Here is a 23,746-nt window from a genome sequence, read left to right on the forward strand (position 1 = left end):
CTTCAATACGCGCACTTTCAGACACACCCAAGGATTTGCCCATGGCCACCCCTACCAAGCAACAGAAACGCGCCAAGCGCGCCGCCAGCAAGGCCAAGCAGAACCGCATGGTACGCAGCGGCCAAGCGGTCAAGGCCAGCGCCGGCGACAGCGCAAGCGTCGAGCAGGTGTACAACAAGGCCATGGAGTCGGGCAGCTACGACGCGATGTTCAACAAGATGAAGGAAGCCCAGGAAGGCGGCCTGGTGCCAATGATCTCGGTGTTCCTGGTAGATCCGCTGCTCGCCCTGGTGCTCAAGGGACACAAGGAAGAACACGCTACCGACTACATCGTGCTGGTGTTCAACGCCTACCGCAAATGGCTGGACGGCGCTGACGAAGAGACCACCATGGCCTGGCTGGAGAGTGATGAGTTCCAGGAAGCCTATATCGCCGCTTCCGAACTCGTGGCCAAACAGCAGCAACAGCAGAAGCAGTTTGGCTGACAGGGCCATGTAACCTGTTGCGCCCCCTGAAGGAGCGGGTTTACCCGCGAATACGATGGCGGCTGCAACGGTGATTAGCCAAGGAAATTGGCCAGCCGCCCCGGCCCTTTCGCGGGTAAACCCGCTCCTACGGGCCTGTGGTGAACCTGCGGGCTTGCCCGCGAAAGGGCCGGTACAGGCAAAAAAGGCCGCACCCTTCACTGGGCGCGGCCTTTTCATTTCAGCCAGCGCAGATCAGCTGTCCAGCGCCGCCCGCCCGGCAGCCTCGCGCTTGCGGTGCACCAGCAAGCCAGCCGCCACCACAGCAATACTCAGCAGCGCAGTCGCAATGATCTCTACACGATGATCCTCACGCAGCGCCATTACCACAAGAATGGCAACGATGAATGCAATGGTCGCCCAGGTCAGCCCCGGGAACAGCCACATCTTGAAGGTAATCTTTTCGCCACGGGCTTCACGCTGGGCGCGCATGCGCAGTTGCGACACGGCGATCACCAGGTACACCAGCAGCGCAATGGCGCCAGAGCTGGCCAGCAGGAACTCGAATACCTGGGCCGGTGCCACGAAGTTGGCGAACACGCAAAGGAATGCCGCTGCGGTGGACAGCAGTACCGCCACATGCGGGGTCGCCGCCTTGGTGGTGCGCTGGGCGATGGCCGGGGCGTCGCCACGCTTGCTCAGCGAGAACAACATGCGCGAAGACGTGTACAGCGCCGAGTTCAGGCAGCTGGTCACGGCAATCAGCACGACGATGTCGACGATCAACTTGGCATTCGGCACACCGATACGGCTCAGCACGGTCTGGTAAGAGCCAGCCTCGGCCAGGGCCGGGTCGTTCCACGGCACCAGGGCCACAACCAGGAAGATCGACACCAGGTAGAACAGGCAGATACGCCAGATTACCGAGTTGGTGGCACGGCTGATCTGCTTGCCCGGGTCCTTCGACTCGGCAGCGGCGATGGTGACGATTTCAGTACCCATGAACGAGAACATGGTGGTCAGCATGGCTGCCAGCACTGCGCCCAGGCCGTTGGGCATGAAGCCCTGGGTATCGAACAGGTGGCTGGCACCGCTCACCTGGCTGTTCGGAACAAAGCCGAACAAGGCAGCACAGCCCACGGCGATGAAGCCGATGATCGCCAGCACTTTGAGCAGGGCAAACCAGAATTCGAACTCACCGTAGTTCTTCACACTGCACAGGTTGGTAAGTGTCAGTGCCAGGGTAATGATGAGGGAGAACGCCCACAGGTCAACCGCCGGGAACCAGGCATGCAGAATGGCCGCGGCGGCGTTGGCCTCCAGCGGAATCACCAGCACCCAGAACCACCAGTACAGCCAGCCAATGGTGAAACCGGCCCAGCGCCCGATGGCGCGGTCGGCATACGTAGAGAACGAACCAGTGTCAGGCGAGGCGACTGCCATTTCACCCAGCATACGCATCACCAGCACGACCAGCGTACCGGCGGCAGCGTAAGCCAGCAGCACGGCAGGGCCGGCAGCTGCGATGGCGTGGCCGGAGCCTACGAACAGGCCGGCACCGATGACGCCAGCGATGGACAGCATGGTCACATGCCGTTGCTTGAGCCCCTGAGCGAGGTCATTGGAATTGTTACCGCTCATTGAAACTACCTTTGTAAGGAGTGGACCACGCCGACTGCGGATACAGAGCGCGCCAGGGGTTGACCTAGGCGTCACTGCAATCGGCGGTTTCCTGCTGGCAATAAACGCGCCAGGTGCTAAATGCATTCGTCAGAAAATTCTACAGGCCTTTCAGGAGAGGGCTTGGAGGGCTTTCGGCCAATGCCTGACCGAAAGGGCATCAAATGAGCGGATTACTGAAATACCCACTTACAAACGCACCAAAGGTGCTCCTCGGTAACACCTTTGCACCAGCGCAATACAAAAAGTGCAACCCATGGGTACAACCTCACGATCTCAAAGAGGCATTCGCGGGATAACCCGTTCCTACGGCCAAAAGGTCGGGTTTACCCCTCCAATGGGCCAAAACAGCTTCCATGAGCCGGCCAAAGCTGGCACCATCGGGCCTTTTTTCATCAAGGCTCTGGTGCTGGGCGACACCTTCGCGGACATCTGCGCGACGTTACGCTGTAGCGATGCGACAAACTGCCCCACCAGTGCCCCCAGTCCCCGGCGACCCTGTTGGCCGTCATAATGCCGCTATGCTAGCTTGGCGCACGCCAGGAAGGCCGCCAACAGCTGGGAACGCACCCGAACACATGAGGACCGCACATGGCTCAGGCCACGCCCGCGCTGGAAATCCGCAATTTGCACAAACGCTACGGCGAGCAGGAAATTCTCAAGGGCATTTCGCTGACCGCTCGCGACGGTGACGTGATCTCCATCCTGGGGTCGTCCGGCTCCGGCAAGTCCACCCTGCTGCGCTGCATCAACCTGCTCGAGAACCCGCACCAGGGCGAAATCCTGGTCGCCGGCGAAGCCCTCAAGCTCAAGGCCTCCAAGAATGGCGACCTGATCGCTGCCGACAACCGCCAGATCAATCGCCTGCGCAGCGAAATCGGCTTTGTCTTCCAGAATTTCAACCTGTGGCCGCACATGTCGATCCTCGACAACATCATCGAGGCGCCACGCCGCGTGCTCGGCCAAAGCAAGGCCGAGGCCATCGAAGCCGCCGAAGCGCTGCTGAACAAGGTCGGCATCTACGACAAACGCCACAGCTACCCCGCCCAGCTTTCCGGTGGCCAGCAACAGCGCGCCGCCATTGCCCGTACCCTGGCCATGAAGCCCAAGGTCATCCTGTTCGACGAGCCCACTTCGGCCCTCGATCCGGAAATGGTCCAGGAAGTGCTTAACGTTATCCGCGCATTGGCCGAAGAAGGCCGTACCATGCTGCTGGTGACGCACGAGATGAGCTTTGCCCGCCATGTGTCCAGTGAAGTCGTCTTCCTGCACCAGGGCCTGGTCGAAGAGCAGGGATCGCCGCAGCAGGTCTTCGAAAACCCGACCTCGGCGCGTTGCAAGCAATTCATGTCCAGCCACCGCTAACGGAGCAATACATGCACACCTACAAGAAGTTTCTCCTGGCAGCTGCTGCCACGCTGGTGATGTCGGCAAACGCCATGGCCGCAGAAAAACTGCGCATGGGCATCGAAGCCGCCTACCCACCGTTCAACAACAAGGATGCCAGCGGTAACGTGGTTGGCTTCGACAAAGACATCGGCGACGCCCTGTGCGCCAAGATGAAAGTCGAGTGCTCGGTCGTTACCTCCGACTGGGACGGCATCATCCCGGCCCTGAACGCCAAGAAGTTCGACTTCCTGGTGTCGTCGCTGTCGATCACCGACGAACGCAAGCAGGCTGTGGACTTCACCGATCCGTACTACTCCAACAAGCTGCAGTTCATCGCGCCGAAAAACGTCGACTTCAAGACCGACAAAGCGTCGCTTAAGGGCAAGGTCATCGGCACCCAGCGCGCCACCCTGGCAGGCACCTACCTTGAAGACAACTACCCGGATGTCGATGTCAAACTCTACGACACTCAGGAAAACGCCTACCTTGACCTGGTTTCCGGTCGTATCGACGGCATCCTCGCCGACAAGTACGTGCAGTACGAGTGGCTGAAAAGCAAAGACGGCTCGAACTTCGAGTTCAAGGGCGAGCCGGTGATGGACAGCGACAAGATCGGCATTGCCGTGCGCAAAGGTGACACCAAGCTGCGCGACGACCTGAACAAAGCCCTGGCAGAAATCAAAGCCGACGGTACGTACAAGAAAATCAACGACAAGTACTTCCCGTTCAGCATCGAATGATCCGCCCTGACCGGCGCGCCCTTGCGGCGCGCCAGTCCCTAAAATGACCTGCCCATGAATATCGACCTGCACGGATTCGGTCCGGCCATGATGGCCGGCACCCTGATGACCGTAAAACTGGCGCTTTGCGCCTTGCTGCTGGGGCTGGTCCTGGGCCTGCTCGGCGCCCTGGCCAAGACCTCTCCGCTCAAGCCGCTGCAATGGCTTGGCGGCTTCTACTCGACCCTGGTGCGCGGCGTGCCCGAACTGCTCTGGGTGCTGCTTATCTATTTCGGTACCGTCGGGCTCATGAGCAGCCTCGGCGAAGCCCTGAACATGCCGGGCCTGGAGCTCAGCGCCTTCGCTGCGGGCGTCATCGCCCTCGGCCTGTGCTTTGGCGCCTACGCCACCGAAGTGTTCCGTGGCGCCATCCTGGCGATCCCCAAAGGCCACCGTGAAGCTGGCCTGGCGCTAGGCCTGTCCAAGGCCCGCATCCTCTCGCGGATCATCCTGCCGCAGATGTGGCGCATCGCCCTGCCCGGCCTTGGCAACCTGTTCATGATCCTGATGAAGGACACCGCCCTGGTGTCGGTAATCGGCCTGGAAGAAATCATGCGCCACGCACAAATCGGCGTGACCGTGACCAAAGAGCCGTTCACCTTCTACATGGTTGCGGCCTGCATCTACCTGGGCCTGACCGTCATTGCCATGACCGGTATGCATTTCATGGAAAAACGCGCCGCTCGCGGCTTTGCGAGGGCTGAACAATGAATTGGGAAGTCATCTTCAAATGGCTGCCACGCCTGGCCGAGGGTGCAGTCCTGACCCTGGAACTGGTGGCCATTGCCGTGGTTGCCGGGTTGATCCTGGCCATCCCATTGGGCATCGCTCGTTCCTCGCGCCATTGGTACGTGCGCGCCGTGCCGTTCAGCTACATCTTCTTCTTCCGCGGCACGCCGCTGCTGGTGCAGTTGTTCCTGGTCTACTACGGCCTGGCGCAGTTCGATGCGGTGCGCTCCAGCTCGCTGTGGCCCTACCTGCGCGACCCGTTCTGGTGCACGGTGCTGACCATGACCCTGCACACCGCCGCCTACATTGCCGAGATCCTGCGCGGCGCACTGCAGTCGATCCCCAAAGGTGAGATCGAGGCGGCGCGGGCGCTGGGCATGTCGCGGGGCAAGGCGCTGTTCTACATCATGCTGCCACGCGCCGCACGCATCGGCCTGCCGGCGTACAGCAACGAAGTGATCCTGATGCTCAAGGCCAGTGCCCTGGCCAGTACCGTGACCCTGCTGGAGCTGACCGGCATGGCCCGTACCATCATCGCCCGCACCTACCTGCCGGTGGAAATCTTCTTCGCTGCAGGCGTGTTCTACCTGGTGATCTCGTTCATGCTGGTGCAAGGCTTCAAGCTGCTGGAGCGCTGGTTGCGCGTGGATGCCTGCCAAGGCCGCTGACATCTCCTGGCCATCTTCGCGGGCACGCCCGCTCCTACAACAGGCCTATGCTGAACCTTCGTAGGAGCGGGTTTCCCCGCGGACAGGCCCTCAACCCCAACACACATCCCCATGCCCAGCCCCCTCCACAGCCACCACCTCAGCACCCGCTTCCAGGCCCTCGACCAGTTCCTGATCGAGCACCAACCGCTGTGGAAACCCCGCCCCTTCACCACCCTGCAACTGCCTTGGGAAACCACCCACCCAGCGCTTGCCGCTCACCTGCGCCAATGTTCCCTTGCAGACGCCGAAGCCGACAGCGCCATTGACCGCTTGCCTGCCCCATTCCCGCAACTGGCCGAACAAGCCCGACAGCTCGCCACGCTCGGCAGCCTTGCGCAAACCAATCTACCGCCTGCCGCCCACCGCCTGGACGTCGCCGTCCCCGGCCGCAAATGGCAGCAGATCGAAGCCTTCGCCAGCCACCTGGCCTTCCGCAAGCAGCCCCGGCACTGGCTGGACTGGTGTTCTGGCAAAGGCCACCTCGGCCGTCGCCTGCTGCAAACTGGGCAACACCTGACCTGCCTGGAGTACGACGCCGAACTGGTCGCTGCCGGTCAGGCCCTGAGTGCACACCACCACTTGCAAGCACAGCACGTACATCAGGACGTGATGGCCAGCGACAGCGCTCGCCACCTGGCTGACGATAAAAGCGTGGTTGCCCTGCATGCCTGTGGCGATCTGCATGTACGCCTGATGCAACTGGCCAGCCAGCAAGGTTGCCGGCAACTGGCCATAGCCCCCTGCTGCTACAACCGCATCGCGGCGCAGCAATACCAGGCGTTATCCACAACCGCGCAGGCGTCGAGCCTGCAGCTATCGCTGGACGACCTGGGCCTGCCCTTGAGCGAAACCGTCACTGCCGGCGCCCGCGTGCGGCGCCAGCGCGACACCTCGATGGCCCGGCGTCTGGGCTTCGACCTGCTGCAACGCCAGCAGCGCCAGAGCGATGAATACCTGCCGACGCCTTCCCTGCCGGTGGCCTGGCTGGAGAAGCCCTTCGAGCAATACTGCCGTGACTTGGCTGAACTGAAGCAATTGCCAGTGAGTGGCAACCCGGACTGGGCAATGTTGGAAGCTGCGGGCTGGCAACGCCTGGCCGAGGTTCGGAACCTGGAGCGCGTACGCAACCTGTTCCGTCGGCCACTGGAGCTGTGGCTGGTACTCGATCGCGCCCTGTTCCTCGAAGAACAAGGCTATGACGTGCGCCTGGGCCTGTTCTGCGATTACCCACTGACCCCGCGCAACCTGCTCATTCTTGCGGAACGCGACGGTTAGCCGCAGCACAACCTGTGGATAAGTCTGTGAACAAGCTTGTGATTACCTGTTGGATCCAAGCGCTATTTCAAGCGCTTGGCTTATTCCTGCTTGCGGCTACAGCCCAGTAAAAACAGGCGTTTGCGCAAAGACCAGCGGCGTAGCGATCCGGCATGCCTTTCGCTCAGGTCGCCGATGCCACTTGTGCATAAACATTTCTTGTGGTTAGCGCAAGCGGCTTTTGTGGGAGAGGCCTTGCGTCGCGAAAGGGCCGCAAAGCGGCCCCCGTTTTCGGCGCAATCTCTGAAATCGCCGGCTGCTTTGCAGCCCTTTCGCGACGCAAGGCCGCTCCCACAAATGACCGCGTCAATGCCTAATGCGCCTTGCCCTTGGCAATTTCGATATCGTTCATCAGCGCCTTGGCCATGTCGCACAGGTAATCGGCTGCACCCAGAAATTTATGGTCGTCCTCCATATCCCCCTCGCGCACCAGGTGCTTGATGTAGCCCATCAGGATCGAGACATGCTCGTAGGCAGCATCGACAGGGACGCCGGGCTCTACGCGTAGCAGATTGAGGGATGGGTTACCGGCTGCGAGGAAGGTTTCCACGCCTGCGGTTGTGATTGGCTCAGAAACATCTTTTTTCATGGCAAATCCTTATTCACGGAAGGAGACTGCCAAAAATCTTTCTCACGGATTTGGGGCGGCAGCCGTACGCAGGGTGAGAAACCGAGTGAATAAGGAAGCCCGGCCAGACCGAGGTCTGCCCACGTACGACCACCATGGCGGGTAGCGCTTATTCAAGTCGGGTTCTCACACCCAGTCGCCAGAGCGACCCGAGAACGGTATCCGTGAGCCACTTCCCCGACAACAGCGTTACTTCGGCGGCGCGCGTAGGATACTTCCGAAGCATCCAAACCCTGAAGCTTTTGACCCCATGGTTCAGAATTCCCTTACACAGATAACCCGGCTTACCCGCCCCCGTGTAGGAGCGGGTTCACCCGCGAAGAGGCCATACCAGACAACACAAGGCTAATGCTCCACCGCCGCAACGGTGTATCATCCGCCCCCCAAATCATTAACAAGTGACGTCGCGCGCTGCCCGCCAGCCCCGCGACCTTCTGGCGTTGCGCCAGAACCGACAATGGACCACCGGACCTGAGCATCGTGACCCGAGCCAACCCTCTCGCCCTGCTGACCTTCGCCCTGGCCCTGACCGGCTGCGCCGGCGGCACCTCGCCCCACCCCAACAGCAACCTGGGCTGGAACCACCCCGGCATGCAGCTGGGCGGCGACAAAGGCCTGCCCCTGCGCACAGAAGCCCCATGCCGCAAGCGCGGCTGCGACAACGACAAGCTGTTTTTCAACCCGGGTAAAAGCGAGCCTAGCGTCACCACCATGCACCGCGGCTGGTAGGAAAATTCTTCTTTTGGGCCGGTGACTTAGGTCTTTTGCGAACATTCGCAAGGAAGTGGTTTACAGGCGCCAAACGATCGCTATAATGACGCCCCATTGCCGGTATAGCTCAGATGGTAGAGCAACTGACTTGTAATCAGTAGGTCCCGGGTTCGATTCCTGGTGCCGGCACCATACGCAGTATCAAAAAAGGCTCACCGAAAGGTGGGCCTTTTTTGTTTTAACCCCCCCAGCCCCCAATCCCCTGCCTTACAGATGCCCTGAAGCCACCGCGATCGGTGTAGGAGCTGGCTTGCCTGCGATGGGCTGCGCAGCAGCCCCACCCCCCCAAGCAGATGCAATTCTCTGATCACAGCCCAGCTCAAAAACAGACACACCCTCCAACACAAACGCTTTGACTCGCCAACCAATCCCCACTACGATTTATCGTAAATTTTAGATATTTCTGCCGAGGCAAGCCGATGGCGCTTCAATTCCACGAAAGCCCTTTCCACGCCACCCACGACGCAGATACCGCCAGCAAAATGGCCTTGAAAATGGACTTGTCCATTTTCATCACTGACTGCATCAAAAAAATGGGCCTCAAACAGCATGATGCCGCAGCCAAGCTGAACGTAACCCAATCCCGCATATCCGAGCTTGCAAATGGCAAGATCGAGAAATTCACCTTGGACGCCATGATGGACATGCTGGACAAGCTCGGCTTTCGCACAACCCTGACCCTGCCCTCGAACGATGCCGGTTCACCGCCCCAGATCGTGATCACCCAAACGCCTGGCAACTAAACCCTGTATCCCATTTTTCTCAGTTCTTGCTTCAACTCCTTCATCCGCTGTTCGGCGACCTGCATCGCGTGCCGGTCGGACCTGTTGGTCGTTTTTACGAACGAATGCAACACCCGCCGCATGCAGTGGCCTTGCTTGGGCAGATCCACGCGATCACTAGCCAATTTGACTTGGTGTTCGCAGGGGTTGCCGCACTCAGGACGATGGGCTACGACACCAAGGTGGATATCTGCGGCCACGGGTTCCGAGCCATGGTGTGCAGTGCGCTGGTCGAGTCTGGGCTGTGGTCGGAGACAGCTATCGAGCCTGTCAAACCACCCCATGCATGAAGAACTCAACCGGTACGCTGAAAAACTCAGCAAAGCCCTTTATCTGGGCAACCGTCATCTTCCGCTTGTTGTTCAGAATCTCGGATACCGCGCTCTGGGTCGCTATCGCCGACAGGTCCTTCTGCTTCACGCCCCTGTCCGACAGCAGAAAGGCCAACGCTTCGGCCTGGCTCGCGAACGGCACCAATACAGACTCACTCTCATACTCGTAGACGCGGTCCGCTACCATCTCGGCAAAGCGTGCCGCAGCGTGGCCTTCGCTGTCCGCATGGGAGTAGAGCTCGTCGATCAAGGCCATGCGTGCCTCAAGCTCGGCATCATCCTTGATGGGGTCATGGCAGGCGGCCAGAAGCTGGGCCATGGTTGCCATCTGAGTGTTCAGGCCATCGAGCATGGGTGAAATATTAGCGATGAAGGCATCTCGTCCATTGGCTTCGATTTTATCCCGCTTCATGTTGTCACCTGTCGAATTGAAATATCGCGCTGCCCAGGTTGCTACCTGATATCGCTTCTGCACCACTTGTCGCACTCGGCTTGCGACAGAATGGCCTTGATGTAGAGAGTGCCCGTTCGCGCATTGAGCCACGCGATCAGGCGGCATTCGTTTTTCTTGATATCGAACACGTAGATATCAAGCGGCCCTTTGCGGCTGGCGGGCCTGAGTTTTGAGTGGGGGATGCGATCAACATTCCAGCCAGACACCGTGGCCCACGTCTGCCTCAACTGTTCAAAAGATTCAAACCGCAGCGTCGCCCTGTCGAAGGTCGTCAGCCACAGGCTTAGGGGCGCTTTCCACTGGTCGGGGGCTTCAATCGCCTTGGTAACCGCCGCTTTCGTTATGACCCGCATTGTGTTGTCCCGGCGCACCGACATAGGGTGGAAAATATCTCTGATCCAGATATCTATCAACCAGATATCTGGATGCGCGATGTACGGTGACCTGGCGATCGTCAATGGATTGATGCCCGTCAAACGACGCGCAGGGCGAGGGGTTTACGTTCAGATCAGGTAGCCCTGAGGGAGGTTGAGCATGGCCAAGAGATTCCCCACAAACCCTCGCCACCCCGAGCGTATCTGCTGGGGTTGCGACCTGTACTGCCCTGCCAAGGCGCTAGCCTGTGGCAATGGCGCAGACCGGACCATGCATCCGGTGGAGCTGTTTGGTGAGGATTGGAATAGCTTCGAGGGCCAGTTGGAGAAGCCGGTTGAGCCAGGGCAAGCGGCAGAGCCCAGGTGAGAAAGGGCCGCTTGGCGGCCCAGCGCAGGCCTTGAACCCAGCGCTGGTTCCGTGTGCGGGCGTGCCCGCGAAGCTGGCGATGCGGTTGCAGGCACCGGCTGCGCCGGTGTTCGCGGGTGAACCCGCTCCTACAGGTACAGCGCCAGACCCTGTGGAAGGGCTTGATCAGAACGCGGTGCTTACCGTCAACGACAGGTTACGCGGGTCACCATAAATCGCCCCGGCATAGAACCCGTACTGGCTGTAGTAGTGCTTGTCGAACAGGTTGTTGGCGTTGAGGCTGACACTGGTGTTGTCGGTGAGCTGGTACTTGGCCATGGCATTCCAGATGGCATAACCGGACCAGTTCACGTCAGTGGCACCATTGCTCACGCCGTTGGTGGGCTGGCCAGCCGGGCTGGAGATGGCGCGGATGTTGCTCTGCGCAGTCACGCCGGCGCCCAGGGTCAGGCGGTCGAGCGGGCCGCTCAGGCGGTAGGTGGTGGAGGCCTTGAACAGGTGCGACGGGTCGCTGCGGCCGTCGCTGTCGACGCGGCGGAAGTGCAGGTAGGTGTAACCGGCGTAGACGTTCCAGTTGGGGGTCAGGGCGCCTGCGACTTCCAGGTCGATACCGTCGGTTTCCTGCCCGGAGCCGGCCTTGTAGGCGCTGCCGCCGGTCGGGGTGGTCAGGTCGCCGTCCAGCACGGCCTTGTTTTCCTGCTTGGTGCGGAAGTAGGCCGCCGAGGCGTTCAGGCGACCATCGAACCACTCACCCTTGATACCTGTTTCGTAGCTTTGCCCACGAATCGGCTCGACCTTGCTGCCGCTGCTGGTTTCAGACGTTTGCGGCGTGAAGATATCGGTGTAGCTGGCGTATACCGAGTAGTTGTCGTTGAGGTCATACACCGCGCCCAGGTAGGGGGTGACGATGCCGTTTTCTTCCTGGCTGCTGCGCTCGCCGGCCACGCTGCGGGTGACCGAAGAATAGTTGCTGGTGCGCACGCCAACGATCACCGACAACGGGTCGGTAATGCTCAGGCGGGTGGCGGCGTACATGCCCTGCAGGCGGGTGGTGGTCTTGCTGTGAAGGCCGGTGCGCGAGGCGATGAGGTCGTAGTCGTCATCCACGCCATTGTGCCAGTCGGTCACCGGGAAGCCGTTGTTGGCGCGGAACTGGCAGCCCAGTGCAGGCGCGCTGGCCATGCCGTCGCCGACCATGGTGCAGGTGTACTGGGGTGACCAGCCGACGGTGCGGCTGTCGTTGTAGCCGACCATGGCCTGGTGGGTGCGGCCGAACAACTGGAATGGGCCAGACAGGTCGATCTGCGCCGACTGCTGGGTGGTGTCGCTGGAGCTGTGCAAACCGTTCAGTACGGCGCCGCTGCCGTCCTGGTCCCAATAGCCACCATAGCTGCCGCGCCCGGCCGAGTTCACCTTGGCAAGGCCCCGGTGGTTCAGGGCTTCGGTGGTGGCCTGGGCGGCTTTCAGGCCCAGGGTCCAGTCGTTGTCGAAGCGGTGCTCTAGCGAACCGAACGCAGTGCGGGTGGTGTATTCGCCAAAGCTCCAGCTGGGCACCACGTTGGTGCTGCGCGGCAAGTCGGTCTTGCTGCCATCGCGGTACCAGATCGGGATGTTCGCCCCCCAGCCGCCGCCCACAACCTTGTTGTACTCATACTGGTAACCGGCGCCCAGGGTGGTGGTGTCGTCCAGGTCGAATTCGAAGTTGGCCAACGCGGCGCGGGAGCGCTCGGACTGGTTGTCACGGAAGGAGTTGGCATCCTGTTGGGTCATCACGAAGCGCGAACGCAGGCGGCCATCTTCGGACAGAGGCAGGTTCAAGTCAGCCCCCAGACGACGCTTGTCCCAGCTGCCGTAAGTGGCATAGGCACTGCCGCCGAAGGTTTTGGTGGGTGCCTTGCGGATCAGGTTGACGGTTGCCGAGGGGTCGCCGGTGCCGCCCAGCAGGCCGTTGGCGCCGCGCACGATGTCGATGCGTTCGTACAGGTCCATGTTCAGCGCATTGCCGCTGCCACTGAAATCGGAACCGCCCTGGGTCTGCAGGCCATCGACCTTCCAGTTGCTGATCGAGTAACCACGCGCGCGGTAGTCGGTACGCCCACCCACCTCGGACTTGTTGGCTGTTACGCCTGGGGTGGTTCCCAGTGCCTGCTCGATGGTGTGGATGTCGCGGTCATCCATCTGCTGGCGGGTGATGGTGGTAACCGATTGCGGCGTCTGCCGTGGTGTCAGTGCCAGGCCTGTGGAGCTACGGGTGCTCTCGACCGTGTAGCCCAACTGGCCAGCGTCGTCGGCAGGCAGTAATGCGCTGTCTTCGATCTGCGTGGCGTCCAGTACAAGGGGTTTGCCGTCGGCAGCCATTGCCCCACCGCTGATGGCGACGGCAATGCAGAAGGCCAGCGGCTTGAGGCGACTGCCACTTTGACTGAAGGGAGTGAACGCTATCGGGATGCTCTTGGGATTCATTTGGGAAGGCTTCGTATTTGCAGATGATTTTTTGTTAGGATTCTAGGGATCAGCCCTCCGGGCTCCAGACCCGACATGTACGGGGATGTAATTGAACGTAACGAGCGCCACCGGCCCTCACCTAACAGGTGTTTTTCTGCATGAGCACGACCCTGCTGGTTGTCGATGATGACGACGAGATCCGCGAACTTCTTTGTGATTACCTGACCGATGCCGGCTACAACGTGCTGGCCGCAGCCGACGGTGAACAGATGCGCGACCAGCTGGCCCGGCACAAAGTGGAACTGGTGGTGCTCGACCTGATGCTGCCCGGTGAGGACGGCCTTAGCCTGTGCAGGCAGTTGCAGGCCACCCCCGGATTGGCGGTGATCATGCTGTCAGCCAAGGGCAGCACGCTGGACCGCATCATCGGCCTGGAAGTGGGCGCCGACGACTATCTGGCCAAGCCCTTCGAACCACGCGAACTGATTGCCCGGATCAAAGCCGTACTACGTCGTCCGCAACGCCTGGGCACCTGTGCCGAAGAGCCCGTGGTGGACGCCCAGCTGTTCGCTGGCTTTCGCCTGGAACACGTCAAGCGTCTGCTCACCCGCCCGGATGGCGAGACCCTGACCCTGCCGCGCTCCGACTACCGCGTGCTGCGCGAACTGCTGGAAGCCAACAACCGTGTGGTCTCGCGTGATCAACTGACCCGCAGCGCGTTCGGCCGCGACCACCTGCCCGACGACCGCTCGGTGGACATGTGCGTCAGCCGCCTGCGCCAGCAACTGCGCCGGGCGCCGGCGGGGGCCGCGCAAATCCTGACCATCCGCAACGAGGGCTACCTGCTGAGTATCGCCACCCTCGCGGCCGGGGCCTGACATGCGCTGGTTTCACCGGCTGTGGCCACGCACCTTGTTTGGTCAACTGCTGCTGATCATGGTCAGTGGCACGCTGGTGATCCAGTTGATGTCGAGCAGCATCTGGTTCGATGTGCGTTTCGCCCAGGCGCTAGAGGTGCCCGTGCGACTGGTTGCTGCACGCAGCGCCCCCCTGATTGCCCAGATCGACTGCCACGGCGGTACATTGCAGGCGCCAGCCCACTACCAGCTTCGCTGCGTCGAAAGCCTGCCTGCGCAAGAGCATGACGAGCGCCCTGGGCGCAGGCGGGTCGAGCTGTTGCTGCAGCAGGCCCTGAAGTACGAACTGGGGCATGCCCAGGACGTGCGCCTGATGAACGTGCAACTCACCGACGAACTGGGCCAACCGATCGTCTGGCGCAGCCTGTTCGGCCTGCGCACGGCCCAGGCGCATATCCAGTTCGCGGTGCCGTTGGCCAATGGCTACTGGCTGACCATTGCGGGCCAGGAACTGCAGGGCTGGAGCGGCGAGTCGGCGTGGGTGCTGATCAGCGATTACCTGCTGCGGGTGTATGCGCTGCGTATTGTCGCCGTGTTGCTGGTGTGCCTGATTGCCGTGCGCCTGTGCCTGCGCCCGTTGCGGCGCCTGGCCGATGCCGCACGCGGCCTGGGCAGTAACCTCGAACAGCCTCCCCTGGCACTGGATGGCCCGGAGGAGGTGCGCCAGGCGGCGCAGGCGTTCAATGCGATGCAGCAGCGGCTGATTGCCATGGTCAACGACAAGGCCTACTTCCTGGCCGCCGTGTCTCACGACCTGCGCACCCCACTGACTCGCATGCGCCTGCGCCTGGAGCGCTTACCCGATGACGAACACCGCCAGCGCCTGCGGCAGAACATCACGCAGATGGACGATATGATCGGTCAGGTTCTGGATTACCTGCGTGCCGGAGAGCAGCAGAATTTGCAGCAGGTGGACCTGGACCGGCTGGTGACGCGCCAGTGTGCGGACCTGGCGACTGACCAGGAACCACTGCCCGTGCACGGCCGGGTGAACAGCCTGCGGGGGGATGCCCTGCTGCTGCAGCGCTGCCTGCAGAACTTGCTGGTCAATGCGTTGCGTTATGCCAAGGATGTTTCTGTCACGCTGGAGCGGACCACCACAGGGGTGTTCATCCACATCGACGACCGCGGGCCGGGGATTGCGCCAGCGCTGCTGACGACCATTACCGACCCGTTCGTGCGCGGTGAGGGGTCGCGTAACCAGGCATCCGGCGGATATGGGCTGGGGCTGAGCATTGCCCAGCGGATCGCCACCAGCCATGGGGGTGAGCTGATGCTGTCGAACCGTGAGAGCGGTGGATTGCGGGTCAGCATACTGCTGCCTGGCTAACGCGATCTTCTGTGGGAGCAGCCCATCGCGACACAAGGCCGCCCACAACATAGGGCTGCGCAGGCCTGGGAATTCGCAATCAGGTAACAGTCTTTTACCGGTTACCCAGGTTTTCCGTCCCCTGCGTTTGCCTATCCTATGCCCGGTCATCCTGCCTGCGATGGACCCATGAAACACTCTCTTCCCAGCCGCTACGCCTGCCTCGTACTCTGCCTTGTCTTCACTTTCGCCAGCCTGCCCCTGCTGGCCCAACATGCCTGGCTGTGGCCGGTAACGCTGATCACCGCGCTGCTCAGCCTGGTCGGTCTGAATGACCTGCGCCAAAGCCACCATGCGGTGCGACGCAATTACCCGATCCTGGGCAATATCCGTTACCTGATCGAAACCATCCGCCCGGAAATCCGCCAGTACCTGATCGAAGGTGACGACGACAAGCTGCCGTTCTCCCGCTCGCAACGCTCGCTGGTCTACGCCCGCGCCAAGAACGAAAGCGCCGAGAAAGCATTCGGCACGCTCAACGACGCCTACCAACCTGGTTTCGAGTTCATCAGCCATTCCATGCTGCCGGTGGCCACGCCAGACCCTGCCTCCTTCCGCATTGCCATCGGCGGGCCGCAATGCCGAATGCCCTACTCGGCCTCGATCTTCAACATCTCGGCGATGAGTTTCGGCGCCCTCAGCGCCAACGCCATCGCCGCACTCAACCGCGGCGCGCGCATGGGCCGGTTTGCCCATGACACTGGCGAAGGCAGCATCAGCCCGTACCACCGTGAGCACGGCGGCGACCTGATCTGGGAAATCGGCAGCGGCTATTTCGGCTGCCGCACCGAGGACGGTCGTTTCGATCCACAGCGCTTCGCCGAACAGGCCCGCTCGGCACAGGTGAAGATGATCGAGATCAAGCTCAGCCAGGGCGCCAAGCCTGGCCACGGCGGCATTTTACCGGGGCACAAGGTCAGCCCCGAAATTGCCGAGACCCGTGGCGTACGTGCAGGCGAGGATTGCATCTCGCCGGCGGCGCACAGCGCCTTCCGCACACCAGTGGAGTTGCTGCAGTTCGTAGCCAGCCTGCGCGAGCTTTCGGGCGGCAAGCCCGTGGGCTTCAAGTTCTGCCTGGGCCACCCATGGGAGTTCATGGGCATTGCCAAGGCCATGCTCGCCACCGGCATCACCCCTGACTTCATCGTTGTCGACGGCAAAGAAGGCGGCACCGGCGCGGCACCTCGCGAGTTCAGCGACAACATGGGCGTGCCGATGCGCGAAGGCCTGATGTTCGTGCACAACACGTTGGTCGGCCTGAACCTGCGCTCCAGCATCCGCATTGGTGCGGCGGGCAAGATCGTCAGCGCCTTCGACATTGCCAGCGTATTGGCCATCGGCGCTGACTGGGTCAACTCGGCACGCGGTTTCATGTTTGCCATTGGCTGCATTCAGTCGCAGAGCTGCCACACCAACAAGTGCCCGACTGGCGTGGCCACCCAAGACCCTCTGCGCCAGCGCGCCCTGGTGGTACCAGACAAGGCCGAACGGGTGGCCAGCTTCCACCGCAACACACTGCACGCACTGGCCGAGATGCTGGCTGCCGCAGGCCTGGAGCACCCTTCGGAGCTCAAGCCCAAGCACCTGGCGCGGCGCATCAGCCCCAGCGAAATCGGGTTGTTTTCGGACTTGCACACATTCCTCAAGCCGGGCGAATTACTCAGTGGCTCGATCGAAAGCGAGTTTTATGCGCGGATGTGGCGGATGGCGCGTAGCGACAGTTTTGCGCCGGAGACGGGAGACACTGCAACACGAACTGTGGCATCAAGACTGCGCCACGAAGAGACTGAACCTGCATGACAAACATGACTGGGGCTGCCCTGCAGCCCTTCGCGGGCGTGCCCGCTCCCACAATTTGCAGCGCCATCGAAGGCGGCGCTTTACCTGTGGGAGCGGGCAAGCCCGCGAAGGGCCGCAGCGCGGCCCCAGCTTTCATGCAAAGAACTGCAGATCAGAAGATGCTGATCGGGTACTCGACGAATACGCGGACTTCGTTGCCGTCGTCGTTGTAACCGTTCTGCTGCACGGCGTTGTTGGTACGCAAGAACGAGCTACGCAGTTTGATCGACAGGTCCTTGGCCGGGCCGTCCTGCACCACGTAACGGATCTGGTTGAAGATCTCGCGCTCTTTACCTTCGCCAAAGCCTTGCGGGTTGGCGACGTTGCGGGTGTTGATGTTGTCACCCACCACGTAGGCCAGCTTGTAGGTCAGGCCCGGAATGCCGTAGGCACCGAAGTCCAGGCCGTAGCCCAGCTGCCAGGAGCGCTCGTCTTCGGCGTTGAAGTCGGACCAGTACGAGTTGGCCAGGTAGATGGTGGAACCACCGTCACCCACGCCACCGGCGTTCTGGTAGAAGCCGTAGTTGTAGCCAGTGCTGCCGGTGCTGCGCTGGTGAGCGAGGGTGAACGAGTGCGCACCGTACGCATAGGTGGCTGCAAGGCTCCAGATGGTGTTGGAGTCGCCGTTCAAGCCTGCGGCTTTTACGTACTTGTTGTTGATATCCGACTTGTAGCCGTTGAAGTCCAGGGTCAGGGACTGGTCGCTGGCGATCGGGAAGACGTAGTTCAAGCCCAGGTAGTGCTTCTTCATCACGTCTTCGTTGTCGGCGGTGTACAGCGAAGCGGTGAAGTTGTCGGTGAACTTGTAGCTGGCACCGAAGACGTTGATCGACTTCAGACCGCCACCATCACGGCGCTCGGCGCTCTTGCGCGCTTCCTGGGTGAAGCGGCCAGCGTTCAGTTCCAGGCCCTGGATCTCTTTGGAGGTGATCAGGGTGCCGGTGAAGCTTTCTGGCAACAGACGTGCATCGTCGTACTGCAGCACTGGCAGTGCTGGCATCTGGTCACCGTACTTCAGCACGGTGTTGGAAATGCGGAATTTCACTGCAGCACCACCACGGGCCAGGTTGTGCGGCGAGCTGGCGTTGCCTTCGGCATTGGTGGTTTCGTGCGGTTTGAAGAAGTCGACGCCGCCACCACCGTTGTGGCCTTTGCCACCATCCAGGCGCACGGCGTACAGGCCGAATGCGTCGACACCGACGCCAACGGTGCCCTGGGTGAAGCCGGAGGAGAAGTTGGCGATGAACGCCTGGCCCCATTCGATCTGGTCGTCGGTGCCATGCTTCTTGTCACGGTTGATGTAGGCGTTGCGCAGAAGGACGTTGGCGTGGCTGTCCTCGATGAAACCCTTGCTGTCAGCCTGGTCATTGGCCTGAGCCTGGGTCGCGGCGATCATCGCCAGGGCGACCAGGCTGGTCCTGGTTTTCAACATGTTGTTTTCCTTATTTCTTAATCAAAAACGCGCTGCAATATGACGCCGGGAACCAACGCCCCTTCGTAGGTTCGACGCTATGCGGATCCAGCCGGGCGGGCCAACCGGTAAGTTCACGGCGGCCCTTGGCAGCAGCCTGGCCAATACCATGGCCAGCAGGCGTTGGCCGAATCCTAGCCGCGCGAGATTACAAATGTCAAAAAGTCGTGAAATGCAGGTTGATATAACCAAGAAATTCGGCGTATCCGGTGCATTTTCATGCAGGTTTGCGCTATCAGCGGGCAATTTATCTTGTGTAGGAAATTGCCTTTTGATCAAACGGACAATTTCCTGTGCGCAGGCAAAGCGTGGCCGCAGAGACTGTTACAAACAGATACATATGTAAAGACAACCCTTTACAAATACCCAAGCAAGAGCAAATAGCAAGCATTACCATTCGCACCTTATTTTCAACTGCCCGGTCTGAATGTGCCCATGCTTGTACCCTGCCGCCTTTCACCCCTGACGCTCGGCCTGTCGCTGCTTTTCAGCGCCAGCCTGGCCAGTGCCGCCACCACCACGCTGCCGGAGTCGTCGGTTACCGCCGACAGCGAGCGCGAGAAGGACAACCCGCGGGTCAAGGAGGTGAGCACCGCAACCCGCACTTCGACGCCTGTGCGTTATGTGCCGCAGGCCATCGATACGGTGAAAACCGCCAATGTGCTGGACTACGGCAGCAACACACTGGGCAAGGCACTGGAGGGCATCCCAAACGTCAGCAGCAGCGCCGACACCCGTTTTGACAGCGTACGCATCCGCGGCTTCGAGGCCAGCAACGACTTCTACCTGGACGGTATCCGCGACGACAGCCAGTACATCCGCGACTTGCACAACATCGAGCGGGTCGAGGTGTTGAAGGGGCCGGCAGCGGTGCTGTATGGCCGTGGTAGCCAGGGCGGCATCGTCAACAGGGTCAGCAAGGCAGCGGAGCCGGGTCGCCGCTCGACCATCGAAGCACAGGCCGGCAGCGAAGACCTGCGCAGCCTGTATGCCGACCTCAGCGCCGACCCCAGCGACACGGTCAGCCTGCGCCTGAACATGGGCAACCAGGACAACAACAGCTTCCGCGATGGTATCGACGGCAGCCGCCAACTGTTCGCCCCGTCGATCAGCTGGCAGATCACCCCCGACCTGAACTGGCTGGTGCAGTATGAATACAGCCGCTACAACCGCACGCCCGACCGTGGCATTCCTGGGGTCAATGGTCGCCCCGCCGACGTCAGCCGCGGCACCACCTACGGCGACCAGCGCGACTACATCGATGATCGCGCCCAGTCGCTGCGTTCGCGGCTGAACTACCAGCTGAACGAAACCTGGCAACTGCGCCACACCCTGGGCCTGTTCAAACTCGACAGCGAGTTCGACAACACCTATGTCACGGGCTACGACGCCGGCACCAATACCTTGACCCGCCAACGCTGGCAGCAGGACCTGAACACCCGCAACCTGTTCAACAACCTGGAGGCCGAGGGCGACTTCGACACCTTGGGCCTTGAACACAAGCTGCTGCTGGGCCTGGAGTTCGGCAACCAGCGGCGCGACCCGTTGCTGTACAGCGCTGGCAGACAGGACCTGCCAGGCCTGGGCAAACCCAGCCAGCCGCACAATGGTGCGCTGGCGGTATCGAGCAACAACCACACCGTGGTCGACAGCCGCGGGGTTTATCTGCAGGACCAGATTCGCCTGAACGATCAGTGGCAGGTTCTCGCCGGCGTGCGCTTTGACCAGTTCGAAGTGGAAACCACCAACAAGGATGGCTTGCGCGAACCGCAGGACAGCAACAGCACCAGCCCACGCCTGGGCGTGGTCTACACGCCATGGCGCGACCATTCGTTCTACGCCTCGTGGAGCAAAACTTTCTCACCGGTGGGTGGCGGCTTGATCGGCATCACCCCAGGGGCACAGGGCAACACCAATAAAACCGACCCGGAAGAGACCCGGCAGAAAGAAATAGGCGTAAAGAGCGACTGGTTGGACCAGCGCCTGACCACCACCCTGGCTATCTACGAGCTGGAACTTTACAACCGCCGCACCCGCGACCCAAACGACCCGAACATCATCTTGCTCAGCGGCATGCAGCGTTCACGCGGCATCGAGCTGACGGCCACCGGCAACATCGTCGGCAACTGGTATGTACGCGGCGGCATTGGCCTGCAGGATGCGATCATCGTCAAGGACAATAACGGCCAGGAAGGCAACCGCATCAATGACGTGGCCAAGCGCAATGGCAGCCTGTTCGTGACCTGGAAGCCAGAATTGGGGTGGTACGCCGAGACCGGGCTGACACTGGTGGGCGAACGTTATGCGGACAACCAGAACACCACGGTATTGCCAGGGTATGGCCGTTGGGATGCACTGGCGGGCTACCGTACGCATGACTGGGATGTGCGGGCGGCGTTGAGCAACATTGCCGACAAGACCTATTACAGCTCGGCGACCAGTGCGGCGCAGATCCAGGTGGGTGATCCGCGTAGCCTTGTAGTGACGGGTAGCTACAGCTTCTGATCTTTGTTGACTGTACCTGCCTCTTAGCGGGCAAGCCCGCGGAGAGGCAGGTACAGGTGCAATCGATCAGTGCCACACCGCCATCAGCGCCTGCATCTCTGCTTCACTGATCAACCCTTGGGGGTATCGCCCGGCAAGCAGACGTCGTGGGTCGGTCGTCCTGACCCTGATGCTTCCATGGTGTTTCAACCACTTCGCCACAAGCCTGAGCGATTGGCGATCAACTGCCGATGGGCGCAAAGCCGACTCACTTGCTGCGTTCATGTCCACACGTACTCCCTGGCCCGTGAGCGGCTAATTTACGTTGGTATTGTTACAGATCAGAGGCGCGGCCTGGCCATGCCATCTCGCTATCTGTTTGAAAAACAATACAAAACGTATGCCAGCTCGGCCTCCGGGCGTCGCTCGCGCAAAAAAGAGGCCCGTCATGTGACGGGCCTCTTTATCCATTATGCGCTCAGCGCTTGACCGGCGCTGGCTGCTGTTGGGTCAGGCAGTGAATGTTGCCGCCACCCAAGAGCAGCTCGCGGCCCGGGATCATCACCACCTCATGGTCGGGGAAGATCCTTGCCAGGATCGCTCTGGCTTCAGCATCTGCCGGGTCGTCGAAGCTTGGGGCAATGATGCCACCGTTGACGATCAGGAAGTTCACATACGAACCCGCCAGGCGCACCGACGGGTCACGCTCCTGGCTGCCGGCGACCTGGTCGACACCGGCGCACTCTTCGGCAGTGGCGAACAGCGGGCCCGGGATCGGCATCTTGTGCACGATGAACTCGCGGCCCTTGGCGTCGCGGGTGTTCTTCAACACGTCCATGGCTGCGTGGCAGCGCGCGTAATTGGGGTCGTTGGAATCATCGGTCCAGGCCAGTAACACTTCGCCCGGGCGCACGTAACAGCAGAAGTTGTCGACGTGGCCGTCGGTTTCGTCGTTGTACAAGCCGTCGGGCAGCCACACCACGGTGTCGACTGCCAAGTGGTCGCGCAGCACCGCTTCGATCTGCTCGCGGCTCAGGTGAGGGTTGCGGTTGCGGTTGAGCAGGCATTCCTCAGTGGTGATCACGGTGCCTTCGCCGTCTACGTGGATCGAACCACCTTCCAGCACAAAACCTTCGGTCTGGTAGCGCTGGCAGCGCTCCATTTCCAGCACCTTGGCGGCCAGTTCCTCGTCGCGGTTCCAGGGTGCGTACAGGCCGCCATCGAAGCCGCCCCAGGCGTTGAAGCCCCAATCTACACCGCGCACTTCGCCATGGTCGTTGATGACGAAGGTAGGGCCGGTGTCACGCACCCAGGCATCGTCATTGCTGATTTCAACCACGCGAATGTTCGGCTGGTCGAGTTGGCGCCGAGCGTTCTCGTACTGGCCAGCGGAGGCCGCGACGGTCACAGGTTCGAAACGGGCAATGGCCTTGGCCAGGGTTACGTGGGCAGCCTGCGCCGGCTTGCCGCCCAGGCGCCAGTTGTCCGGGCGCTCCGGCCAGACCATCCATACCTGAGTTTGTGGAGCCCACTCGGCGGGCATGTGGAAACCATCGGCACGGGGCGTGGAGTTGAGGGTTTTCATGGGTGACCTCTGTGATGGCCCTGAGCCGGGTGAGCTGGGGCGTTTTTCAATTTATAACCGATATATATCGATATTTGAAGCCTGAAAATCGAAGAATTCCGCGCAATTCAGCGAATTTAAATCGATAACAATCGGCACACGTCAGCGCTGGTCTGGTGAAAGGAGCGGCCTGCTGTCTACCATAGCCACACCTTATGCATCCTGTTACAGCTACGCGCGGAAATTTCCGGCAAGGCCGACTAGGGTCAATACTTGAGCGACGGGCCAGCGAGCCGCTATGAACATCACCCCTACAGCAATCCCTGAAGTACTGATCATCGAGCCAAAGGTGTTCGCTGACAGCCGTGGTTTTTTCTTCGAGGCATTCAACGCCCGTGAGTTCTCACAGCAAACCGGCGTGAACGTGGAGTTCGTCCAGGACAACCACTCGCGTTCCATCAAGGGCGTGCTCCGCGGGCTGCACTACCAGGTGGCAAACACCCAGGGCAAACTGGTGCGCGTGGTACACGGGGAAATCCGCGATATCGCCGTGGACGTGCGCAAAAGCTCGCCAACATTCGGCAAATGGGTCGCGGTGCACCTGTCGGCCGACAACCATCGCCAGCTGTGGATTCCACCTGGCTTCGCCCACGGTTTTGCAGTGATGAGTGAATCGGCCGAGTTCCTCTACAAGACCACCGACTACTACAACCCTGACGCCGACCGCTGCATCCGCTGGGACGACCCGCAACTGGACATCGACTGGGGGCTGCAGCAGCCACCGCTGTTATCGGACAAGGACAAGGTAGGCCTGCCATTGGCAGAGGCGGAACTGCTGCCTTAACTAGCGCATAATTGCGTCAGACTTTTCTGGCGCATTTACG

At 61.1% G+C, this 23,746-nt stretch carries 22 protein-coding genes, 1 tRNA gene and 1 pseudogene; 16 read left to right on the forward strand and 8 right to left on the reverse strand.

Going from position 1 to position 23,746, the window contains the following annotated elements:
* The first annotated feature begins 41 nt into the window (after positions 1–41).
* Positions 42–485, forward strand: a complete 444-nt coding sequence (locus ACF8EF_RS04715; protein WP_021782628.1) for a hypothetical protein — start codon at positions 42–44, stop codon at positions 483–485.
* A gap of 234 nt (positions 486–719) precedes the next feature.
* On the opposite strand, the gene gabP is transcribed toward ACF8EF_RS04715, so the two are convergent.
* A complete protein-coding gene (gene gabP / locus ACF8EF_RS04720) occupies positions 720–2,105 on the reverse strand; it encodes a GABA permease (RefSeq protein WP_209968700.1) in 1,386 nt (461 codons plus the stop codon).
* Positions 2,106–2,735: 630 nt separating this feature from the next.
* On the opposite strand from gabP, the gene ACF8EF_RS04725 reads away from it, so the two are divergent.
* The 5 genes from ACF8EF_RS04725 (at position 2,736) to ACF8EF_RS04745 (ending at position 7,026) form a co-directional block, all read left to right on the forward strand.
* On the forward strand, positions 2,736–3,509 hold the full coding sequence (locus ACF8EF_RS04725; RefSeq protein WP_176683586.1) for an ABC transporter ATP-binding protein: 774 nt from the start codon (positions 2,736–2,738) through the stop codon (positions 3,507–3,509).
* 11 nt (positions 3,510–3,520) lie between these two features.
* Entirely contained in the window at positions 3,521–4,273 is a 753-nt protein-coding gene (locus ACF8EF_RS04730) for an ABC transporter substrate-binding protein (protein WP_176683587.1), read from the forward strand.
* A gap of 54 nt (positions 4,274–4,327) precedes the next feature.
* Positions 4,328–5,023 (forward strand): ABC transporter permease, encoded by a 696-nt coding sequence (locus tag ACF8EF_RS04735; RefSeq protein WP_103443351.1) that lies wholly within the window; start codon positions 4,328–4,330, stop codon positions 5,021–5,023.
* On the forward strand, positions 5,020–5,709 hold the full coding sequence (locus ACF8EF_RS04740) for an ABC transporter permease (protein ID WP_014589362.1): 690 nt from the start codon (positions 5,020–5,022) through the stop codon (positions 5,707–5,709). Before ACF8EF_RS04735 ends, ACF8EF_RS04740 begins: the two co-directional genes overlap by 4 nt.
* Positions 5,710–5,820: 111 nt before the next feature.
* Positions 5,821–7,026 (forward strand): adenovirus L4-33K/L4-22K family protein, encoded by a 1,206-nt coding sequence (locus ACF8EF_RS04745; protein WP_392460604.1) that lies wholly within the window; start codon positions 5,821–5,823, stop codon positions 7,024–7,026.
* Positions 7,027–7,378: 352 nt separating this feature from the next.
* Here ACF8EF_RS04745 and ACF8EF_RS04750 read toward each other — a convergent pair whose 3' ends face one another.
* Positions 7,379–7,654 carry a DUF3077 domain-containing protein gene (locus ACF8EF_RS04750; RefSeq protein WP_019439071.1) on the reverse strand — a complete coding sequence of 92 codons (276 nt, stop codon included), beginning with the start codon at positions 7,652–7,654 and terminating at the stop codon, positions 7,379–7,381.
* Between the two features lie 519 nt (positions 7,655–8,173).
* Here ACF8EF_RS04750 and ACF8EF_RS04755 point away from each other — a divergent pair.
* The 4 genes and pseudogenes from ACF8EF_RS04755 to ACF8EF_RS04770 all read left to right on the forward strand — a co-directional run.
* Entirely contained in the window at positions 8,174–8,422 is a 249-nt protein-coding gene (locus ACF8EF_RS04755; RefSeq protein WP_010951646.1) for a hypothetical protein, read from the forward strand.
* Positions 8,423–8,520: 98 nt separating this feature from the next.
* Positions 8,521–8,596 (forward strand) — tRNA-Thr (locus ACF8EF_RS04760).
* 287 nt (positions 8,597–8,883) lie between these two features.
* Positions 8,884–9,207, forward strand: coding sequence for a helix-turn-helix domain-containing protein (locus ACF8EF_RS04765; RefSeq protein ID WP_176683628.1), 324 nt, complete (start codon positions 8,884–8,886; stop codon positions 9,205–9,207).
* A gap of 53 nt (positions 9,208–9,260) precedes the next feature.
* Positions 9,261–9,512 (forward strand): annotated as a pseudogene (locus tag ACF8EF_RS04770) (hypothetical protein); the annotation flags it as partial.
* A 4-nt stretch (positions 9,513–9,516) separates the two neighbouring features.
* Here ACF8EF_RS04770 and ACF8EF_RS04775 read toward each other — a convergent pair.
* Together ACF8EF_RS04775 and ACF8EF_RS04780 are read right to left on the reverse strand one after the other, a co-directional pair.
* Complete coding sequence (locus ACF8EF_RS04775) at positions 9,517–9,990, reverse strand: type II toxin-antitoxin system HigA family antitoxin (RefSeq protein WP_176683629.1); 474 nt, start codon at positions 9,988–9,990, stop codon at positions 9,517–9,519.
* A gap of 41 nt (positions 9,991–10,031) precedes the next feature.
* Positions 10,032–10,508 carry a type II toxin-antitoxin system HigB family toxin gene (locus tag ACF8EF_RS04780; RefSeq protein WP_392460605.1) on the reverse strand — a complete coding sequence of 159 codons (477 nt, stop codon included), beginning with the start codon at positions 10,506–10,508 and terminating at the stop codon, positions 10,032–10,034.
* Positions 10,509–10,566: 58 nt separating this feature from the next.
* Between ACF8EF_RS04780 and ACF8EF_RS04785 the strand changes: the two genes are divergently transcribed.
* A complete protein-coding gene (locus ACF8EF_RS04785; RefSeq protein WP_252461650.1) occupies positions 10,567–10,773 on the forward strand; it encodes a DUF3079 domain-containing protein in 207 nt (68 codons plus the stop codon).
* A 165-nt stretch (positions 10,774–10,938) separates the two neighbouring features.
* On the opposite strand, the gene ACF8EF_RS04790 is transcribed toward ACF8EF_RS04785, so the two are convergent.
* On the reverse strand, positions 10,939–13,236 hold the full coding sequence (locus ACF8EF_RS04790) for a TonB-dependent siderophore receptor (protein ID WP_392460606.1): 2,298 nt from the start codon (positions 13,234–13,236) through the stop codon (positions 10,939–10,941).
* Between the two features lie 140 nt (positions 13,237–13,376).
* On the opposite strand from ACF8EF_RS04790, the gene ACF8EF_RS04795 reads away from it, so the two are divergent.
* The 3 genes from ACF8EF_RS04795 to ACF8EF_RS04805 all read left to right on the forward strand — a co-directional run bounded on the left by ACF8EF_RS04795 (position 13,377) and on the right by ACF8EF_RS04805 (position 17,304).
* Positions 13,377–14,096: a response regulator gene (locus tag ACF8EF_RS04795; RefSeq protein WP_176683632.1), complete on the forward strand. Its 720-nt coding sequence runs from the start codon at positions 13,377–13,379 to the stop codon at positions 14,094–14,096.
* A 1-nt stretch (position 14,097) separates the two neighbouring features.
* The gene (locus tag ACF8EF_RS04800; RefSeq protein ID WP_392460607.1) at positions 14,098–15,465 is read left to right on the forward strand and encodes an ATP-binding protein; all 1,368 of its coding nucleotides are present in this window, start codon (positions 14,098–14,100) and stop codon (positions 15,463–15,465) included.
* A gap of 168 nt (positions 15,466–15,633) precedes the next feature.
* Positions 15,634–17,304, forward strand: a complete 1,671-nt coding sequence (locus ACF8EF_RS04805) for an FMN-binding glutamate synthase family protein (RefSeq protein ID WP_392460608.1) — start codon at positions 15,634–15,636, stop codon at positions 17,302–17,304.
* 151 nt (positions 17,305–17,455) lie between these two features.
* On the opposite strand, the gene ACF8EF_RS04810 is transcribed toward ACF8EF_RS04805, so the two are convergent.
* Positions 17,456–18,775 (reverse strand): OprD family porin, encoded by a 1,320-nt coding sequence (locus tag ACF8EF_RS04810; RefSeq protein ID WP_392460609.1) that lies wholly within the window; start codon positions 18,773–18,775, stop codon positions 17,456–17,458.
* Positions 18,776–19,249: 474 nt separating this feature from the next.
* Here ACF8EF_RS04810 and ACF8EF_RS04815 point away from each other — a divergent pair, with 474 nt between their 5' ends.
* Positions 19,250–21,319 carry a TonB-dependent receptor gene (locus ACF8EF_RS04815; RefSeq protein ID WP_392460610.1) on the forward strand — a complete coding sequence of 690 codons (2,070 nt, stop codon included), beginning with the start codon at positions 19,250–19,252 and terminating at the stop codon, positions 21,317–21,319.
* 66 nt (positions 21,320–21,385) lie between these two features.
* On the opposite strand, the gene ACF8EF_RS04820 is transcribed toward ACF8EF_RS04815, so the two are convergent.
* Positions 21,386–21,583 (reverse strand): hypothetical protein, encoded by a 198-nt coding sequence (locus ACF8EF_RS04820; protein ID WP_080671093.1) that lies wholly within the window; start codon positions 21,581–21,583, stop codon positions 21,386–21,388.
* A 193-nt stretch (positions 21,584–21,776) separates the two neighbouring features.
* Positions 21,777–22,883: an agmatine deiminase gene (aguA, locus tag ACF8EF_RS04825; protein WP_019438876.1), complete on the reverse strand. Its 1,107-nt coding sequence runs from the start codon at positions 22,881–22,883 to the stop codon at positions 21,777–21,779.
* 277 nt (positions 22,884–23,160) lie between these two features.
* Here aguA and rfbC point away from each other — a divergent pair, with 277 nt between their 5' ends.
* Positions 23,161–23,706 carry a dTDP-4-dehydrorhamnose 3,5-epimerase gene (gene rfbC, locus ACF8EF_RS04830; protein WP_176683637.1) on the forward strand — a complete coding sequence of 182 codons (546 nt, stop codon included), beginning with the start codon at positions 23,161–23,163 and terminating at the stop codon, positions 23,704–23,706.
* The last annotated feature ends 40 nt before the right edge of the window (positions 23,707–23,746 follow it).

This window comes from Pseudomonas sp. zjy_15, from assembly GCF_043101865.1.
Taxonomy (GTDB): domain Bacteria; phylum Pseudomonadota; class Gammaproteobacteria; order Pseudomonadales; family Pseudomonadaceae; genus Aquipseudomonas; species Aquipseudomonas putida_Y.

What these genes read in the sequence shown, in the direction of transcription:
- ACF8EF_RS04715 (WP_021782628.1), top strand. Translation starts at nt 42, where the DNA reads ATGGCCACCCCTACCAAGCAACAGAAACGCGCCAAGCGCGCCGCCAGC.
- gabP (WP_209968700.1), bottom strand. Translation starts at nt 2,105, where the DNA reads ATGAGCGGTAACAATTCCAATGACCTCGCTCAGGGGCTCAAGCAACGG.
- ACF8EF_RS04725 (WP_176683586.1), top strand. Translation starts at nt 2,736, where the DNA reads ATGGCTCAGGCCACGCCCGCGCTGGAAATCCGCAATTTGCACAAACGC.
- ACF8EF_RS04730 (WP_176683587.1), top strand. Translation starts at nt 3,521, where the DNA reads ATGCACACCTACAAGAAGTTTCTCCTGGCAGCTGCTGCCACGCTGGTG.
- ACF8EF_RS04735 (WP_103443351.1), top strand. Translation starts at nt 4,328, where the DNA reads ATGAATATCGACCTGCACGGATTCGGTCCGGCCATGATGGCCGGCACC.
- ACF8EF_RS04740 (WP_014589362.1), top strand. Translation starts at nt 5,020, where the DNA reads ATGAATTGGGAAGTCATCTTCAAATGGCTGCCACGCCTGGCCGAGGGT.
- ACF8EF_RS04745 (WP_392460604.1), top strand. Translation starts at nt 5,821, where the DNA reads ATGCCCAGCCCCCTCCACAGCCACCACCTCAGCACCCGCTTCCAGGCC.
- ACF8EF_RS04750 (WP_019439071.1), bottom strand. Translation starts at nt 7,654, where the DNA reads ATGAAAAAAGATGTTTCTGAGCCAATCACAACCGCAGGCGTGGAAACC.
- ACF8EF_RS04765 (WP_176683628.1), top strand. Translation starts at nt 8,884, where the DNA reads ATGGCGCTTCAATTCCACGAAAGCCCTTTCCACGCCACCCACGACGCA.
- ACF8EF_RS04775 (WP_176683629.1), bottom strand. Translation starts at nt 9,990, where the DNA reads ATGAAGCGGGATAAAATCGAAGCCAATGGACGAGATGCCTTCATCGCT.
- ACF8EF_RS04785 (WP_252461650.1), top strand. Translation starts at nt 10,567, where the DNA reads ATGGCCAAGAGATTCCCCACAAACCCTCGCCACCCCGAGCGTATCTGC.
- ACF8EF_RS04790 (WP_392460606.1), bottom strand. Translation starts at nt 13,236, where the DNA reads ATGAATCCCAAGAGCATCCCGATAGCGTTCACTCCCTTCAGTCAAAGT.
- ACF8EF_RS04795 (WP_176683632.1), top strand. Translation starts at nt 13,377, where the DNA reads ATGAGCACGACCCTGCTGGTTGTCGATGATGACGACGAGATCCGCGAA.
- ACF8EF_RS04800 (WP_392460607.1), top strand. Translation starts at nt 14,098, where the DNA reads ATGCGCTGGTTTCACCGGCTGTGGCCACGCACCTTGTTTGGTCAACTG.
- ACF8EF_RS04805 (WP_392460608.1), top strand. Translation starts at nt 15,634, where the DNA reads ATGAAACACTCTCTTCCCAGCCGCTACGCCTGCCTCGTACTCTGCCTT.
- ACF8EF_RS04810 (WP_392460609.1), bottom strand. Translation starts at nt 18,775, where the DNA reads ATGTTGAAAACCAGGACCAGCCTGGTCGCCCTGGCGATGATCGCCGCG.
- ACF8EF_RS04815 (WP_392460610.1), top strand. Translation starts at nt 19,250, where the DNA reads ATGCTTGTACCCTGCCGCCTTTCACCCCTGACGCTCGGCCTGTCGCTG.
- ACF8EF_RS04820 (WP_080671093.1), bottom strand. Translation starts at nt 21,583, where the DNA reads ATGAACGCAGCAAGTGAGTCGGCTTTGCGCCCATCGGCAGTTGATCGC.
- aguA (WP_019438876.1), bottom strand. Translation starts at nt 22,883, where the DNA reads ATGAAAACCCTCAACTCCACGCCCCGTGCCGATGGTTTCCACATGCCC.
- rfbC (WP_176683637.1), top strand. Translation starts at nt 23,161, where the DNA reads ATGAACATCACCCCTACAGCAATCCCTGAAGTACTGATCATCGAGCCA.